This is a genomic window from Bacillus sp. FSL K6-3431 (assembly GCF_038002605.1).
GTDB lineage: Bacteria > Bacillota > Bacilli > Bacillales > Bacillaceae_C > Lederbergia.
This window is the reverse complement of sequence record NZ_JBBOCT010000001.1, coordinates 823,965-839,801: the sequence shown is the minus strand read 5'-3', so window position 1 is coordinate 839,801 and position 15,837 is coordinate 823,965. Positions and strand designations below refer to the sequence as shown.

General features: G+C 33.4%; 16 protein-coding genes, 5 pseudogenes and 1 riboswitch. Of the genes and pseudogenes, 16 read left to right on the top strand and 5 right to left on the bottom strand.

Going from position 1 to position 15,837, the window contains the following annotated elements; all coding sequences use genetic code 11:
• The first annotated feature begins 27 nt into the window (after positions 1-27).
• Positions 28-342, top strand: a complete 315-nt coding sequence (locus tag MHB53_RS04230) for an NUDIX hydrolase (RefSeq protein WP_340915904.1) — start codon at positions 28-30, stop codon at positions 340-342.
• A 245-nt stretch (positions 343-587) separates the two neighbouring features.
• On the opposite strand, the pseudogene MHB53_RS04225 reads toward MHB53_RS04230, so the two are convergent.
• Positions 588-955, bottom strand: a pseudogene (locus tag MHB53_RS04225) (transposase); the annotation flags it as partial.
• Between the two features lie 9 nt (positions 956-964).
• Here MHB53_RS04225 and MHB53_RS04220 point away from each other — a divergent pair.
• The gene (locus tag MHB53_RS04220) at positions 965-1,507 is read left to right on the top strand and encodes an HAD-IIIA family hydrolase (RefSeq protein WP_340915903.1); all 543 of its coding nucleotides are present in this window, start codon (positions 965-967) and stop codon (positions 1,505-1,507) included.
• 168 nt (positions 1,508-1,675) lie between these two features.
• Here MHB53_RS04220 and MHB53_RS04215 read toward each other — a convergent pair whose 3' ends face one another.
• Positions 1,676-1,990: a DMT family transporter gene (locus MHB53_RS04215; protein WP_340915902.1), complete on the bottom strand. Its 315-nt coding sequence runs from the start codon at positions 1,988-1,990 to the stop codon at positions 1,676-1,678.
• Complete coding sequence (locus MHB53_RS04210) at positions 1,990-2,331, bottom strand: DMT family transporter (RefSeq protein ID WP_340915901.1); 342 nt, start codon at positions 2,329-2,331, stop codon at positions 1,990-1,992. Before MHB53_RS04210 ends, MHB53_RS04215 begins: the two co-directional genes overlap by 1 nt.
• Before the next feature lie 70 nt (positions 2,332-2,401).
• Positions 2,402-2,500, bottom strand: a riboswitch (guanidine-I (ykkC/yxkD leader).
• 506 nt (positions 2,501-3,006) lie between these two features.
• Here MHB53_RS04210 and MHB53_RS04205 point away from each other — a divergent pair.
• Together MHB53_RS04205 and MHB53_RS04200 are read left to right on the top strand one after the other, a co-directional pair.
• Positions 3,007-3,354, top strand: a complete 348-nt coding sequence (locus MHB53_RS04205) for a PadR family transcriptional regulator (RefSeq protein WP_340915900.1) — start codon at positions 3,007-3,009, stop codon at positions 3,352-3,354.
• Positions 3,341-4,339 carry an HAAS signaling domain-containing protein gene (locus tag MHB53_RS04200; RefSeq protein WP_340915899.1) on the top strand — a complete coding sequence of 333 codons (999 nt, stop codon included), beginning with the start codon at positions 3,341-3,343 and terminating at the stop codon, positions 4,337-4,339. The genes MHB53_RS04205 and MHB53_RS04200 overlap by 14 nt, the downstream gene beginning before the upstream one ends.
• 659 nt (positions 4,340-4,998) lie before the next feature.
• Here MHB53_RS04200 and MHB53_RS04195 read toward each other — a convergent pair.
• On the bottom strand, positions 4,999-5,442 hold the full coding sequence (locus MHB53_RS04195) for a carboxymuconolactone decarboxylase family protein (protein ID WP_340915898.1): 444 nt from the start codon (positions 5,440-5,442) through the stop codon (positions 4,999-5,001).
• 295 nt (positions 5,443-5,737) lie between these two features.
• On the opposite strand from MHB53_RS04195, the pseudogene MHB53_RS26235 reads away from it, so the two are divergent.
• The 7 genes and pseudogenes from MHB53_RS26235 (at position 5,738) to MHB53_RS04160 (ending at position 11,097) form a co-directional block, all read left to right on the top strand.
• Positions 5,738-6,572: pseudogene (locus MHB53_RS26235) on the top strand (transposase).
• A 496-nt stretch (positions 6,573-7,068) separates the two neighbouring features.
• A pseudogene (locus MHB53_RS04185) lies at positions 7,069-7,200 on the top strand (GNAT family N-acetyltransferase); the annotation flags it as partial.
• Positions 7,201-7,247: 47 nt separating this feature from the next.
• Positions 7,248-7,994, top strand: coding sequence for a class I SAM-dependent methyltransferase (locus MHB53_RS04180; protein ID WP_340915896.1), 747 nt, complete (start codon positions 7,248-7,250; stop codon positions 7,992-7,994).
• A gap of 374 nt (positions 7,995-8,368) precedes the next feature.
• The gene (locus tag MHB53_RS04175) at positions 8,369-8,698 is read left to right on the top strand and encodes an HIT domain-containing protein (RefSeq protein ID WP_340915895.1); all 330 of its coding nucleotides are present in this window, start codon (positions 8,369-8,371) and stop codon (positions 8,696-8,698) included.
• 240 nt (positions 8,699-8,938) lie between these two features.
• Positions 8,939-9,450 (top strand): annotated as a pseudogene (locus tag MHB53_RS04170) (class I SAM-dependent methyltransferase).
• Positions 9,451-9,681: 231 nt separating this feature from the next.
• Complete coding sequence (locus MHB53_RS04165; RefSeq protein WP_340915894.1) at positions 9,682-10,224, top strand: DUF402 domain-containing protein; 543 nt, start codon at positions 9,682-9,684, stop codon at positions 10,222-10,224.
• A gap of 90 nt (positions 10,225-10,314) precedes the next feature.
• Positions 10,315-11,097: a class I SAM-dependent methyltransferase gene (locus tag MHB53_RS04160; protein ID WP_340915893.1), complete on the top strand. Its 783-nt coding sequence runs from the start codon at positions 10,315-10,317 to the stop codon at positions 11,095-11,097.
• Between the two features lie 112 nt (positions 11,098-11,209).
• On the opposite strand, the gene MHB53_RS04155 is transcribed toward MHB53_RS04160, so the two are convergent.
• On the bottom strand, positions 11,210-11,812 hold the full coding sequence (locus MHB53_RS04155; protein WP_340924465.1) for a YdhK family protein: 603 nt from the start codon (positions 11,810-11,812) through the stop codon (positions 11,210-11,212).
• A gap of 411 nt (positions 11,813-12,223) precedes the next feature.
• Between MHB53_RS04155 and MHB53_RS04150 the strand changes: the two genes are divergently transcribed.
• The 5 genes and pseudogenes from MHB53_RS04150 to MHB53_RS04130 all read left to right on the top strand — a co-directional run bounded on the left by MHB53_RS04150 (position 12,224) and on the right by MHB53_RS04130 (position 15,811).
• Positions 12,224-12,784: an AAA family ATPase gene (locus MHB53_RS04150; RefSeq protein ID WP_340915892.1), complete on the top strand. Its 561-nt coding sequence runs from the start codon at positions 12,224-12,226 to the stop codon at positions 12,782-12,784.
• Between the two features lie 316 nt (positions 12,785-13,100).
• Positions 13,101-13,295, top strand: a complete 195-nt coding sequence (locus tag MHB53_RS04145) for a hypothetical protein (protein ID WP_340915891.1) — start codon at positions 13,101-13,103, stop codon at positions 13,293-13,295.
• A gap of 91 nt (positions 13,296-13,386) precedes the next feature.
• A pseudogene (locus MHB53_RS04140) lies at positions 13,387-14,425 on the top strand (DUF2332 domain-containing protein).
• A gap of 33 nt (positions 14,426-14,458) precedes the next feature.
• Complete coding sequence (locus MHB53_RS04135) at positions 14,459-15,073, top strand: histidine phosphatase family protein (protein WP_340915890.1); 615 nt, start codon at positions 14,459-14,461, stop codon at positions 15,071-15,073.
• A gap of 213 nt (positions 15,074-15,286) precedes the next feature.
• Positions 15,287-15,811: a GNAT family N-acetyltransferase gene (locus tag MHB53_RS04130; RefSeq protein WP_340915889.1), complete on the top strand. Its 525-nt coding sequence runs from the start codon at positions 15,287-15,289 to the stop codon at positions 15,809-15,811.
• Positions 15,812-15,837 lie beyond the last annotated feature (26 nt).

The following is a 15,837-nucleotide window of genomic DNA, read 5'->3' as shown; positions in this document are numbered from 1 at the left end:
AATAGTAGTATTGATTTGGGGAAAAGGATGGTTTTATGCAAAAAGTATTTTACTCGTGTCCTAATAATAGACGAGGACGATAATATTTTGGTAGTACAAGATAGGACGAACCTTTGGAATTTCCCAGGAGGGAAACAGGAATTAGGAGAAACACCCTTTGGATTGTGCAAAACGGGAAATCAAGAGGAAATAGGGCTAAGTGTTCATAAACTTACAGAGGTTTATCAAGAAGACTTTTATTTCGGAAATACTCAATGGAAGGGTTATTTCTACTTTGAAGAGTCCGTTATTGGTGTACTTTCTATGAATGAAGTGGATAAAATAAAGGAATCTGGTTTGTAATTAGTGATGATAAAGTAAATTTCCCAATTGAGTTATCGGTAGTAATCGAAAAAATATTCAAGAGCAATCTTGTATTTGGTAAAATATAGGTTTAAGGTTTATACGATTCTGAGCTAAGTTTGTGAACAAATACACTTACACTAAACCAGCTAATAGTTTGTCAATATTTTTCAATAAAAACTTAAAATATCTCATGCTATACTAAATTTATGCATACCATTATACCGTTTGGTTATATTTTAAAACTATGCTAGGTCTTGGAAAGCTGATTTGCTTTTTAAAAGTACATATATCCAATGTAAGAGTTTATTGGCACAAGCTATCACAGCTACTCTAAAGGGTTTTCCCTCTTCACGTTTCTTATCATAAAACTCTCGTAATCTCTTGTTACGAGGAATGATTTCATCTGTCGTTTTCTTCTTGCGACAATCACGAATGGCACATTTAACAGCCATATACAAGGCGTGTCGTAGTCTACTAGAGCCTCTTTTTGTAATTCGATTTAGAGTACCTTTGAATGTACCAGATCGAAGACACTTGGATCAATTCCGGCAAATGCAACTAGTTTTTTAGGGTGATTAAACCGATCAATTTCCCCAATTTCAGAAATAATCAGTATATCGTGTTTGATAACATAAAAGCAATATTCTTAGATAGGGATGGAACTATTGGAGGTTGTGACAGGGTTTTTTATCCAGGGGAGTTTGAACTGTTTCCTAATGTTGCAGAGTCAATAAAACATTTACAAAAATCCGGAAAGTTAGTTTTCTCTTTTACTAATCAACCAGGTATATCAAAAGGAGAAGCTACTTTAGAGGACTTTGAAAAAGAACTTTTTGAATTTGGTTTTAATAAAGTTTACATATGTCCACACCAACATAATGAAGGGTGTGAATGTAGAAAACCTTCTAAGGGTATGCTCATCAAGGCTGACGAAGAAAATAATTTAAAATTAGAACAGTGTGTAGTTATTGGCGATAGATGGACAGATATGGTAGCTGCTGACGAAGCTGGCTGTATTAAAATCTTAGTAAAAACAGGTTCAGGTACAGAGGCTTATAATAAATACATCAATAATGAGTTTTTTGGTCATTGGGGAAATGTTAAACCCGATTATATAGCTCAAAACATAAATAATGCTATTAAATGGTTAATGGCAATCTAATACTATTTATAACTAAACGGGTGCTTTACTTGAAGATCGTCGAGATGCTTGACGGCTCTTTTTTCTTATTGAACAGGGCAGTTTAGTTGAAGAAGAGTACAAAAATAAAGAAGATAATTTATTTAATTAAATAGATTATCTTCTTCAAATTATAATCTAAAAATGCTTTTATGAAACGAGTTTTAGACCTACTGCAGCCGCTAAAACCATGCTTATAAAAACAAGTCTTTTCCAGTCTGATGATTCACCATATAAAACCATACCTAAAATTGCTCCGCCAGACGCACCAATCCCTGTCCAAATTGCATAAGCTGTCCCCATTGGAAGTGTTATCATTGAATATGCAAGAAAAATAAAACTTGCTCCAAACCCGAGAATCAATAGTACTAATGATTGCCAATTACGGTCTTTATGCAATTTATTTATCATAGCAACACCAAACATTTCACACACACCTGCTAATATTAAAGAAATCCACGCCATTAGGATTCATCACCTTCCTGAACTTTGTCCGTTGTAACTAATTTCAAGCCAATTACTCCTGCTAATAAAAGTAAAATCAAGAGTGCTTTTTCCACTTTAAATGGTTCTTCAAAGAATAGGATTTCTGAAAAGACAGTTCCTGCTGTACCTAGACCAACAAAAACTGCATATACAGTTCCCACAGGGAGTTTTCGTCCAGCCATTATCATTAAATAGAAGCTAATAAAGATAGCAATAGCAGTTCCAGTCCAAGTCCAAAAGTCATTTGCATGTTTTAAACCAATTACCCAAAAGATTTCAAAGAAAGCAGCAACAAATACTTTAATCCAGTCTTTATTCATCTAAAAGACACCTCCAATTTTATTCTTACAAAAAAAACAAAAAAAGCCTAAGAGATAACTGTTAAACAGTTTTTCCCAGGCTTTTATCCTTCCGTGACACAGCAAAGCTGTGAGTTTTCTCTCGGACCAGACCAACATAAACTGTTGCGGAACCCTAGAAAACATTTAAGGTATGAAATTACTTTGTATTATACACATTTTTATATCTAAGTCAATATTAGAATAATAAAAAGCATAATGCTCTTCAACTAACGCGTGCTTGAAAAGAGCTTGCATAAAACCCCCCCTTTTTTTGCAGCTGCGCGGCTTCCTCAGAAGCCAAAAACGTGGATGTATCAACGATGTATAAAATCAACATAACCAATAAAAACGGACACGTGAAACCCCCTGATCGACTAGGGGTTTAATTTATGTTCGTTTCCTGAAATTGACTTTATGTCAACTAGTTTTGTATAGAGTATGTATACAATCTTTTGGGTCATATTCAACTAAGTGGGCAATGTTGTGGAAGAAAACAAAAGGAATCACATCTAATTTATGATTTCTTTTTTTATCTTATCTTTTTGTATACTTACCTACTTACTAATTTCAATTGATTCTGTCACAACAATAGTGTATTATACATAGTATAAACATATACTGTATGACATATAGTAATAGAAATGAGGCGGGTGGATGAGTAATTTATTGAATTCATTAACGATAGAGCTTAGGAGAGGAACGTTGACATTAGCGGTTTTAAGTCAATTACGAACCCCCCAGTATGGATATTCACTTGTTCAGTTATTGGAGGGATCAGGTATTGCCATTGATCAAAGTACTTTATATCCATTGCTTCGCCGCTTAGAAAAACAGGAGCTGGTGTCGAGTAGTTGGGATACATCTGAGAGCAGACCCCGTAAGTACTATGTTTTAAATGATTATGGGTTAGAGATCTTTTTGGAGTTAAAAAAGGAATGGATGAAGAATTCAAAAGAGCTTTATAGCTTATTAAAGGGGGAGGAAGATAATGAATTTAATTGAGATTTATATTCAGGAAGTTACTCGAAGACTGCCTGAAAAAAAACGTGAGGATATTGCACTTGAGTTACAGTCAACCATAGAGGATATGCTGCCGGATAATTATGGGGAAGAAGAAGTAAAGGCGGTTCTTGAAAAATTAGGGAGTCCGGTCACATTGGCCAGTGGCTATCGAGATCGGCCAATGCACCTTATTGGACCCCGTTATTTTGATGTATATGTGACGTTATTAAAAATGATTTTGCCGATTGCCACTGTCATTTCTTTGATCTCGGTTATTGCTGAATATTTTATCGGTTACAATGGTCAAGATACAGTGATTAATGTGGTTTTGAATATTCTTGGGTATGGCATATGGAGAATGGTTGAAGTTGGCATCCAAACATTCTTTTGGTTAACTGTTGTGTTTGCTGTTATAGAAAGGATATATAAAGGAAAAGATGAAAAGCCGTTAACATCTAGCCTTATGAAATGGACTCCTGATGATTTAAAAAATATTGCTTATATCCCAAAGAAAAAAGCCATTTCGAAATGCGAAGTATTTGGAAATTTAATGTGGTTGGCAATCTGGGCAACGCTTTATTTCCATGCGTATCATCTTGTTGGTGTTTATGAAGGCGGTGGAGACGGGCTTGAATTGATTGCCTCAGCTTTCAATCAAGAGGTGTTGCTTCAGTATTGGCCGATCGTTGTAATTGTGATTGGTTTGGAAATCGCATTATCCATCTATAAATTGATAAAGGGACAATGGACGAAAAGAATGGCAATTTCCAATACTGTACTTCAGCTAATTGGAACAATTGTATTTATTGTAATATTAATAAATTCAAACTTACTCAGTCAAGATTTTATTATGTATATGACGGATTTATTTACTATTACCGCGAATCAATTTACAGCGTGGATAACCGGCGGTGGAATTTTCTTATTTATGGTATCGGCGGCAATCAGTGTATATGATGGCTTCCGCAATGCTAGAATTCGTTAATTCATATTTGCTTATTAAAGTAACAAATATTAAGTTAAATAAGAAGTATAAAAGGATCCTCAATTTGAAGATCCTTTTTTTAGTACCTATAACATGCAATTATGTAAACTAGGTTTGTATAACTATTCATCTGATACAATGGTATCTTATTCAACTAACGAGAAATTAGTTGAATAAGCAGGAGTATAAAAAGCAATCTAGAATAAAAACATTACACTTATTTTAGGGGAATTATGAAAACTCCAATTAACTCTTATTTTTAATAAACTTCATTTTTTAATGTAGGAGAATTTAAATTATCAAAACAAGTAATTGAAGAATTTGATGAAATATTTGACCATTATATTTCAAGAGGAAAGGAAAATTTTATTACCTATACAAGTAAATCTCCAAAATCTTTATTTTTGAATTATATAATCGAAAATAAAAATATCCTTGTTCATGGATCTAATAATGGAGAAATTGATTTATTTTAACCTATAGATCATCCCTCGCTAATGGAAAACCCGTAAAAACTGTTTTCTTTGCATCTGATGGGCTTCTTATGCTAACGGGCAATTTAGTTGAAGAAGAGGAATGAAAAATGTCTTCTTTAATGTCGCATTTGACACATATTGTGTAGGAAAAAAAGAGCATCATAAGATGCTCTTTGATAGTAATTATTTTTCAGTTGCTATATTTCCCATTGCAATAGAGATTCTATTCCAATTATTGATTTGATTGATGATTAGAACAAGGTCAACATATTGTCTCTCGTCATAATATTCGCGTACTCGTTGATAAAGCTCATCCGGAACACGTTTTGTCGGGATTAATGTCACGTACTCAGTTAACTCTAAAGCTACTTTTTCTGCTTCTGTGTAGAATTCACACTCTTTCCATGCACTAACACAGTAAAGTCGCTGTTCGGTTTCACCCATTTTTCGAGCATCTGATGTATGCATATTCAAACAAAATGCACATCCATTAATTTGAGAAGCACGAATTTTAATAAGCTCACGAAGTTTTCGTTCGATTGCTGTCGTTTTCGTGTACTTCTCCATATCCATCATAATTTTCATACCATCAGGTGCAATTTCATAATAGGGGACTCTTTGACCCATAAAGCAAAACTCCTTTAATTTATAATAAGGCTATTATACCTTTAAAAGAACATCTGTACTAATTCATTGCTCATTTGCCATTAATTCAAGAAGAAATCCAATTGTAAAGGGTAATTAGGATTGCTTCGCAGTACGAACACAATGTGCAATAGAAGAGACGTTCCTTGTTCAACTAACGCAGCAGATTAGCATTCCTGTAGATCGTTAAATATCAGGTTTGAAAAAAATAGAGCCCCTCAGTAAGATTAGAGTATAGACACCACTCTAACTCAGACCCTTAAGGAGGAAGCCCTAAATGAATTTTAAAATGCAAGACAACAAAATCAACTCATAGAAAGAATTTCCGATACACATCTTATTGTTGGTGTGGATATCGCTCAACAACTACACGTTGCAAGAGCAGTTAATTTCCGTGGAATTGTAGTTGGAGATCCTCTTACCTTTGAAAATAATGAAGAAGGGTTTATAAATCTATTAAACTGGATTCAAGAGTTAAAAAGACTAAAGAACTTATGACGGGGTGGAAGACATTAATGAAAAGACAACCGGGACCTAAAAAAGCTCAATTACTGATCAATTTAGCAAAATCTTCTATTGGAACTGAATAAGCACTTGATGCTTATAAACTCCATCTAGAACAATTATTAGAAGAATATGACCTCGCTGTAAAGCAACTCGAAAGAGTTGAACAACGAGTAAAAGAAGTTCTTAATCAAATACCATTCGCAAAGAATCTGCTTATGATAAAGGGGATAAGTGAAATCTCTATAGCAGGTATATTAGGTGAAGCAGGAGATCTAAGTGGATTTTCTCATGGGAATTCTCTATTACGTCATGCAGGATTACATCTAGCTGAAGCAAGCTCAGGTAAATGGAAGGGCAATAGTCATTTCTAAACGAGGCAGGTCAAGACTTCGACACTTCCTCTATTTAGCAACTATGAGCCTTGTGATGAATAATCCTGATTTAAAGCTGTCCATTCCCATAATGTGAAGGTAAAAAAGATAAAGAAAATGAAATCAATAATGAAACTGATAGGTAAACTAGCAAGGATTTTTGTAGGAATAGCACGACGAAACGAGTCTTATAATCCATATAAAGTACAAGCTACAATCCCTTTAGCAGCTTAGGAAAAACGAATACTAAAGTGTCTTAAAAATATTAGTCTATATCTTAATCTTGAATGTTGTCTTATTCGTAGGAATTCAAATATGTACGGAGTACCAGGTTTATTCAACAAAAGGGCAATGACCCATCAGGTTAGCATAACTGGCCTCCACCCCTTGGATAGGCATGACGAAGGAATGAGAGGGCATTTGACCCGTTGAGACTTGGGAGGGAAAGCCTCCAGGGGCGGCGTGGAGATGTGCATTAAATGGTGAAATATGGAGTATTAGCTAACTCCTTTTTAACTATGCCTTCACGAAGCCCAAATGATCCGAACTCGTTTCTATTACCCGTAAATCCTTTTAAAGGGATATGAAATCCTGCGAATAAGTGAGCATTCGAGAGATATTCGTATCAAACTGAGGGAGTTGAAGAAGCAGGAGTTTTTAGAATACATATAGAATTACTTATTACAAGATTGATTTTTCAAGTTGGATGTACTTTAAAGGCGCATCAAGGAAAAAAATAAGCCCATATTTTGTAAAAGATTGTTTGGAGAGTAATGCGGTTCCGTATTGGGATTGCATGGAATCGAATAAGCCGTCTATTGCAGTTGCAGAAAATATAGGATTCATAAATATACTTAACTAAATAGGATATCACTTTCCTTTTGAGTAAATTTTTAGGAGATGTTGCAAATGAATGAACAAAGTACAACCAATAAGGATGCATGGGAATATCGTGCATACGAATTTTGGAACAAAAGAGATGGATCTCCAATGGAAAAGGCTAAGAAAATATTAGAAAATCCTCAAGCAAGTTTAAAAAAACACCAACCATATTTTACTCAAATTAAAGGAATGAAGATTGCTAATCTTTGCGGTTCAAATGGGAGAAAAGCTGTTCCACTATCTTTATTAGGTGCGGATGTAACAATATTTGATATATCAGAGGAAAATAAAAGATATGCTTTAGAATTAGCTAATTGTGCAAATACGTCTATTGAATATATTGTTGGTGATATTTATGACATTAACTTAACGATATATTCAGGTCACTTTGACATCCTTTATCTCGAAGGTGGGATATTACACTATTTTAATGACATTGATAAATTTACGGCTATTCTTTTTTCTATTTTAAAAAGTGATGGAAAAATGATTTTAAGTGATTTTCATCCATTAAGAAGATGTATAGGTTCTGATTTTAAATTTATCCCTAAATACTTTGATAAAGATTTATATAATGGAGATTTAGCTTATAAACATTATTTTGACGAGCAAGAACAACAGGACTTTCCAGATGTATCAATTAGATCATTTACACTTAGTGAAATAATAAATTCAGTTATTAAATCTGGTTTCAAGCTACACAAATTTGATGAACATCGTGGGTGGAATAATGAAAATATTCCTTGGGAATTTACGATTTTAGCTTTGAAATAAAAATGCTTATAACTGACTAGTTGAAGATGGTTAAACACTGCCATGCTATTTAACAACGGAATTATATACAGAAAATTGCAATAATAACCTAAGAAGATTCCCAATATTTGAAGTATGCTCATTCCAAAAGAGGCGGTTTATTTTCGGACTATTGACTTTCTTCGCATTCTTGCTATTTTTAACAAGTTGCAGAAAAACAATGGAAGTCATGGCGCCCCATCTACTAACTATGAAAGAGTTTTCAAGAAAGCAATGTTGGTAATTGTGAAATTGCAACTGCAGTAAATCGAAATTCTTTCTTTGAACATTATATTTCTACCGTCTGCAGATAGATTATTAAATTGATATGGAAATAACTTTTTAGGAGGATGAATATGACAACCGATTTTTATTGTGATGAAGTATTAAGTGGTAAAACACCTGTAAAAAAAGTAATAGAGACGGAAAATATTTTAGCTTATTATCATACCAAACCTTTCTATCCAGTCCATATTGTTGCTATTCCAAAGAAACATATTCCATCTTTATTATCACTGGAAGAAAATGAAACCGATTTATTGCTTGAACTAATGGGAGTAATAAAAACAGTAGCTTTAAAAGTAACTTCAGAAAACGGAGCGTGTAGAGTAATTACAAACTTAGGTGAATACCAAGAGTCCAAACATCTCCATTGGCATATAGTATTCGGAAAACCCTTAAAATAGTATCTATGAGAATTAATACGTTTGAATAGGAGATAGGATAATCAGTATACTGATAAATTGTTCAACATCTACCGACCATTTTATTTCTATTCCTACAACTACATATTTTATAAGAAATAATAGCTTTTAATGTTCAACAACCTGTACGTGTTTATAAAAAATAGCAATGTTTTTACTAATCTAGGCCTTTGATGGAAGAATGATAACTAAGAGGTGAAACGTTTGAGCATTGAAGAAGAAATGAAGCTAGTAATTGGAGCTGGTGAATATAATAACAATCCAAGTTGGATACATACACAGGAAAAAGATCTCGATTTATTAGATGAGGACACCTGGAAAAGTAAATTTGATAACAATTCAATTACAGCTATTTTAGCGGAACACGTATGGGAACATCTTACATATGAGGATGGAATCGAAGCTGCTAAAATTTGCTATAAATTTTTAAAACCGTCTGGTTATATTCGTTGTGCAGTGCCAGATGCATTTTTTCCAGACGAAACATATCAAAATACAGTTAGAGTAGGTGGACCAGGACCTATGGACCATCCTGCTGCAAGTCATAAAATAGTTCATCATTATAAAACTTTATCGAAAATGTTTGAAGCGGCAGGATTTGAAATTAACCTACTTGAATATTGCGATGAGCATGGCAAATTTGTGTTATTTTTCGTTCTAAAAAATATGACATAAGAAATCAAGGAGATAAGCTTGTATTTCCATCTTTAATAATCGATGCAATCAAACGTTAAGCTAATGAAGTGCATTTCTATCATTTAAAAAGATTCATATACTTTTGAGATATTGCTTTCATTAGAATGAGGGTATGGAGAATAGGAAGAAATGAATAAGGATTATTGGAGAGTTTCGATCTTAGATTATCGCCATCTTCTATCCTCTATTAAAATCAGCACACAGCATAAAGTCAGAATTAAAACTAAAAATGAATGTATTTCCTATCTTTGTGTTCTGGAGGCTGAAAAATGTTAAAAAGAAAATATGGGGACCGATCTGAATGGAAGCGTGTTGTAAAAAGGGAATATGTTCAATCATTTTTAGATACAAAATATTTTAAAGGATATATCTCTTTACTAAAGGTAAAAAAAGTTACTCATCCACTGTTTATTCAATATGACGAAAAGAAGGTTTGCATCGTTAATGATGGTTATAGTTGGCTCCAGCATTTCCCTATTGAAGAAAGATATTCACTAACTACGATGTTTGATTCTGACGGTAAAATCGTGCAGTGGTATATTGATATTTGTTATAAAAATGGGCTTGAAAATGGTGTGCCTTGGATGGATGATTTGTTTTTGGATATCATTATCCTGCCAACTGGGGAAGTTATTCTCCAAGATGCAGACGAACTTGAAGCTGCACTAAACGATGGGAACATTGACATATCCCTTTATGAAATGGCATGGCATGAAGCAAATAAAATAAAAAAGTTAATAGATAGGGAAGAGTTTCATTTGATTAAATTGTCAAGTGAGCATAAAGACAAACTTACCAAAAACATCATGTAAAGAGCTCTCTTATACAAAACTATCAATTGTTCTTTATTGCCTAAATAAATACGATTAAATGGGAAATAAACGAAAGTAGGTGGATTTAATATGACAATTGATTTTCACAGTCAGGATAACCGTTCTACTTATTCTACAAGAAAAGCAGATTTAACTTGGATAAGTAAAATAAAAGATATTTGCGATGTGAAAGGAAAAAGAGTATTAGATATTGGCTGCGGGGGCGGGATCTATACGAAAGCATTTGTAGAGATGGGCGCTTCTGAAGTTACTGGTTTAGATTTTTCGGAGCAATTATTATTCTCTGCCGAAAAAAATTGTAAAGGATATACTAATATAAACTTTCAGTTAGGCAATGCATTGGATACAGGATTGGGAAATGAACAATATGACATTGTTTTAGAAAGAGCGGTTATACACCATATTAATGATTTACCCGACTGCTTTAAAGAGATGTACCGCCTTTTAAAACCAAATGGTGTATGCCTCATTCAAGATAGAACTCCAGAAGATTGCATGCTTGAAGGCAGCCCAACACATATAAGGGGATTTTTTTTCTCTAGATATCCTAACTTAATTAAGAAAGAATCCTCAAGAAGGTATTCAAGTGAAAAGGTATTAAAAATATTGCAAGAAGTAGGCTTCAAAAATTCAAAAGAATATAAGTTATGGGAAATACGAAAAACATATAAAATAATAGATGATTTAATAACAGATATATTGAACCGGACTGGGCGTTCCATTCTTTATGAATTAACCAACAAACAACTTGAGGATCTTGTAGTTTATATAAAAAAGCAGGTTGACTTAAAAAACAATGAGCCAATTATTGAAAAAGATAGATGGACTATTTGGAAAGCGTTAAAACAATAAATTGGGCCAATAGGAAACCAATGGCTCCAGACAATAAAGTAAAAAAAAGCCTATCCATTTTCTGACAGGCTCTATTAGCTGCTTAAAAAATACCAATCATTCTTTTTAAATTTTATTCAATAGGCGATAATTCACTTTCTATAACCCATTTATGATTTTTCACTTCTTTTCCGTCGGTATTCGAGGTGTAATCAACCATATATACTGTTGTTTTTTCGGCGGAATCAATTACAGCCGTTGCACCTTTCATCCCTTTCATATGGGAGGCTTCGATGGTTACTTCTGTTCCAGGTTTCAAGGGTGCTTCTCCAGCATCTTTAATTTCTTCATGAATCACCCATTTATGATTTTTTACCGGTTCTCCACCGTTTGTTGGAGTATATGAAACAGAATAAGCGGTAGTATCATAAGCACCTACAATTGTTGCTTCTGCCCCTTGCATACCTTCCATGTGATCTGTCTCGATAATCGCTTGGCTACCAAATTCATATGTTGGATGTTCTGCAATCTTTAAATTCTTTGGAACTTCCCCAGAGCTTGAATGCTCCATATTTGCATGGGAGTCTGAGTCCATATTTGTATTTTCATCTTGACCAGTCTGTTTGTCAGTAGTACCTTCATTAGGGCTCATTTCTTCATTACCAGCTGTACAAGCAGCTAACATAAATATCGCGAATAAAGAAAAAATAACTTTTATTAATTTTTTGCTTTGCATCATTATCCTCCTCCATATAGCCAGACATCACTTGTCTGAATAAATTAATGCTATTTTTCTCCAAAATATAGATTCACACATTTTTATATTATCCAGATTAATGGACCAAGCATATTAGTAATGTGAATACAACCATCACTTATTTCAAATTGAAATAAAAAATGTAATTGTAATTACATTACAATATATCCTGTACTGAGATATCCTAAACATAGATTAAATCCTTATCATCCTTTTGCAATATAATAGATGGATGAAGAAAAGCTTGCTATAAGTATACAGATTATTTAAAATTGATTAAATTAAACTGTTAAATTAAAAAATAGTTTTGCTATTAATTTAGTTTCATTCGATCAAGTAAAACTTGATATTCGTGGAATGTAAAAAAAGATATGAAAAGAGGAAAGATCTATGCATTTTATTTTAATATTTGGACCACAAGCAGTTGGAAAAATGACAGTTGGGCATGAATTAGAAAAAATATCTGAATTAAAACTTTTTCATAATCATATGACGATTGAATTAGTTGCGCCTTTTTTTAGCTATGGAACGGAGGCAGGAAGTAGATTAGTAAATCTATTTCGACAGGAAATATTTGAGGAGGTAGCTAAAAGTAATTTAAACGGATTAATTTTTACATATGTATGGGCGTTTGATCAGCAAGAAGATTGGGATTACGTAGAAAAGGTATGTAGCATCTTTGAGGAAAAGGGTGGGACCGTTTATTTTGTTGAACTTGAAGCGGATATGGAAGAAAGACTAGAGCGTAATAAGAGCCCCCATAGACTTGAACACAAGTCTTCCAAAAGAAATATAGATTGGTCTGAAAATGATTTAAAAATATCAATGAAGAAATACAGATTAAACTCGCAAGAAGGAGAAATTAAGAAGGAAAACTATATTAAAATAAATAATTCAAATTTGCGTGCAGAAGAAGTAGCTAAAATCATTAAGGAGAAATTCCAATTATAAATTGAGAATTCAAATAACCCTATCATAATGAGTGGATCGAAAGTGGTAAAAACATGATACCTTGGATTACACAAAAAGACCCCCAATGAAAGACACGCTAAAGTGAATTTACAAAGTAGTCTGAAGAATAGAAAGGGTTATGTTATGGAACCTTTAACAATTAAAGAACTTCAATCACAAAATGAATTATTTGAAGCGTTTTAAGTCATAAGTGTTGATTAACCAATAATATCCAATAAACCCAATTCGTGAAATGAATTTTATGAATCAAGATTATTTGGTTGGGCGTTACCTCGCCTCACAAGGTGGTGAAGCCTTGACTAGGGTTTTTCTAGATGGTTCGGAAAAAAATGTTGAAGTTTCTTCACTTGGTTGGGATGTGAGTTTTCAATATATGATGGTGGTGTATCCATATTTGGAGCAAAGAGCGATTATTAAGGCTAATACGGATCAAGGTGTTCATCAAATGAAGGAGATTATTGGGAAAATGATGAAACCCCTTACAACTTGATCGCCTGTTTGTTGAATCAACAGGGAAATTTAGTTCATCTAGAATATTAATATGATAAAATTAGAATGTTAGTATTTCCTATTTTCTGCAAATGAATCATTTGGAGGGAATCACTTTGAACATTACTCAAGTATCAGAACAATTTAAGACCTTTGCAAAAAGAGAATGTAAGGGTTCGAGTAAGTTGTATGAGTATTTATCTTTAAAAATCGCAGATGACGAAGAAATGCTTGAGTTAAGTTCTTATGCGCAGGAAGGACAACCAATCCCGTGCAGTTCATTATCTCTTACTTAAAGGAAATGAACATGTGCTAAATGAATACTACCCAAGTATTGCAGATCAACCAATAGAAATAAAAGAATCTTTTATTCACTTTAAGAACTTTTGTGAAACCCATAGAGAAGAGATTATTTCTATTCTCAAAGTTAAATTAGTACAGACGAATGAAGTGCGTCGTTGTGCTTATCTATACCCGATCTTCTCTTACATATATAGCAAAATGAATAAGCCATTGGCACTTATTGAAATAGGAACAAGTGCAGGCTTTCAACTTCTATGGGATAAATATCGCTATTCCTATATGTCAGATGGCACTTTTGGCGATATTCATTCTGACATTCATATACAGGCTGAAATTAGAGGAGATAAAACGCCAAAACCCCTTCCGAGAAGTCCAGCTGTTACATATAGAATTGGTTTAGATTTGCATATTATTGACGTCACTCATGAGGAAGATTCTTTATGGTTAAATTCACTTATTTGGCCAGAGCATAGGGAAAGAAGAGTACTATTTGAACAGGCTGTAAGCTGTATTAAAAAGAATAAAAATGAACTCAATTTAATTGAGGGAGATGGTGTTGAATTACTTCCTCAAATTGTTAATCAAATTTCACAAGAAGCAATTATATGTGTTTTCCATACACATGTTGCTAATCAATTATCAGAAAAAGTGAAATACAAATTAATAGATAATATCAGGAGAATTGGTAATAAAAGAGATGTTTATCATATTTATAACAATATTTGGGATAGAGAACTCCATCTTGATTACTATATAAATAAAAACGAACATAATGAAATAATTGGTGAAACGGATGGGCATGGTAGATGGTTTAGTTGGAATCTTTAGTTACAAAGTTCGAATATAAAGAGAGGGAAGATAATGCTTACTTTATACATAACAAGACACGGAGAGACAGAGTGGAATATACAAAAGAGAATGCAAGGTTGGGGCGACTCACAATTAACAGAGAATGGTATTAGGAATGCTGTCTGTTTAGGAAAGCGGCTTAATGAAATAGATTTAGATGCAATTTATTTAAGCCCAAGTAAAAGAACCCGTTTGACGGCCGAATTGATTTGTAAAGACAGAAATATTCCAATTATTTTTGATGAAAATCTTAAAGAGATAGATATAGGAGATTGGGAGGGGAAAACTCAATCGTATATTGAAGAGAATTATCCAAATGAATATCACTCATTTTGGAATACTCCTCATCTATACACTTCACTTAATGGCGAAAATTTTATTGATTTACAAGGCAGGGTCTTGAAATCATTAAATGCTATTAGAGAAAAAAACACCTCTGGAAATGTTCTAATTGTAACTCATTCGGTTGTGATAAAAATGTTATTGGCTTTCTTTAAAAATTCTCCTCTTGAAAAGTTATGGGAGCCACCTTTTATTTACGATACTAGTTTAACTGTTGTCGAATTAAGGGAGCAGGACAATAGAATTGTTTTAGAAGGAGATTTATCACATTGGGAAGAAACATAGCAGGAGATGATAATAACTATGATTAGAAATGCTGTTGGAGCAATTGTGTCTTTTTAACAATCATTTTCAAAATTGCAAAAAGGGTATTTTTTATGCGAGAATTTATTTCTTAGTACAACAATTTTTACGTAGTCTTACTGGGCAGAAAAATTCAATAAAAATTACCCTTTGTAAGAGATGAACACGCTAGCTTTATATTGAGGAGGATTTGATATGAATAATCAAGAATTATCCCTAGAAATAAAAAAAGCAGAGGATTCGCAATTAGAATTCCTTGTATCACAGTTTTCTCCCGATAACCCAATGTTTCAATACAACCGATATGATGTACAAAAAAAAGGGGAGGGAATTTATCTAATTGCTTGGCATGGTAAAATACCAGTTGGTCATTTCTTACTACGATGGAGTGGTCCGAGGGATGCCCCTGTTATCAAGCACGTTAATATTACTTTTAGTGCCTTTCTAGAAGCAGGGCACACCAAAGATGAATATCGTAGAATGGGCGTAGCAACAGCTATCATTCAAGAAGCTGAAAGACTTTCAAAAGAAATGGGACGCATATACATAGGATTAGAAGTGGGGATAGGTAATCCTGAAGCCAAACGACTCTATGAAAAATTGGGTTATAGAGATTGGGAATATGGCGAATTTTCGATTAGCTGGGAATATATTGATGGGAATGGAAATAAAGGTATTGAAACAGAAATGGTAACTTTTATGCAAAAAAGCCTTCTATGAAATGATTTTTGGTTATAATAAGTTTT

What these genes read in the sequence shown, in the direction of transcription:
- MHB53_RS04230 (WP_340915904.1), top strand. Translation starts at nt 28, where the DNA reads ATGGTTTTATGCAAAAAGTATTTTACTCGTGTCCTAATAATAGACGAG.
- MHB53_RS04215 (WP_340915902.1), bottom strand. Translation starts at nt 1,990, where the DNA reads ATGGCGTGGATTTCTTTAATATTAGCAGGTGTGTGTGAAATGTTTGGT.
- MHB53_RS04210 (WP_340915901.1), bottom strand. Translation starts at nt 2,331, where the DNA reads ATGAATAAAGACTGGATTAAAGTATTTGTTGCTGCTTTCTTTGAAATC.
- MHB53_RS04205 (WP_340915900.1), top strand. Translation starts at nt 3,007, where the DNA reads ATGAGTAATTTATTGAATTCATTAACGATAGAGCTTAGGAGAGGAACG.
- MHB53_RS04200 (WP_340915899.1), top strand. Translation starts at nt 3,341, where the DNA reads ATGAATTTAATTGAGATTTATATTCAGGAAGTTACTCGAAGACTGCCT.
- MHB53_RS04195 (WP_340915898.1), bottom strand. Translation starts at nt 5,442, where the DNA reads ATGGGTCAAAGAGTCCCCTATTATGAAATTGCACCTGATGGTATGAAA.
- MHB53_RS04180 (WP_340915896.1), top strand. Translation starts at nt 7,248, where the DNA reads ATGAATGAACAAAGTACAACCAATAAGGATGCATGGGAATATCGTGCA.
- MHB53_RS04175 (WP_340915895.1), top strand. Translation starts at nt 8,369, where the DNA reads ATGACAACCGATTTTTATTGTGATGAAGTATTAAGTGGTAAAACACCT.
- MHB53_RS04165 (WP_340915894.1), top strand. Translation starts at nt 9,682, where the DNA reads ATGTTAAAAAGAAAATATGGGGACCGATCTGAATGGAAGCGTGTTGTA.
- MHB53_RS04160 (WP_340915893.1), top strand. Translation starts at nt 10,315, where the DNA reads ATGACAATTGATTTTCACAGTCAGGATAACCGTTCTACTTATTCTACA.
- MHB53_RS04155 (WP_340924465.1), bottom strand. Translation starts at nt 11,812, where the DNA reads ATGCAAAGCAAAAAATTAATAAAAGTTATTTTTTCTTTATTCGCGATA.
- MHB53_RS04150 (WP_340915892.1), top strand. Translation starts at nt 12,224, where the DNA reads ATGCATTTTATTTTAATATTTGGACCACAAGCAGTTGGAAAAATGACA.
- MHB53_RS04135 (WP_340915890.1), top strand. Translation starts at nt 14,459, where the DNA reads ATGCTTACTTTATACATAACAAGACACGGAGAGACAGAGTGGAATATA.
- MHB53_RS04130 (WP_340915889.1), top strand. Translation starts at nt 15,287, where the DNA reads ATGAATAATCAAGAATTATCCCTAGAAATAAAAAAAGCAGAGGATTCG.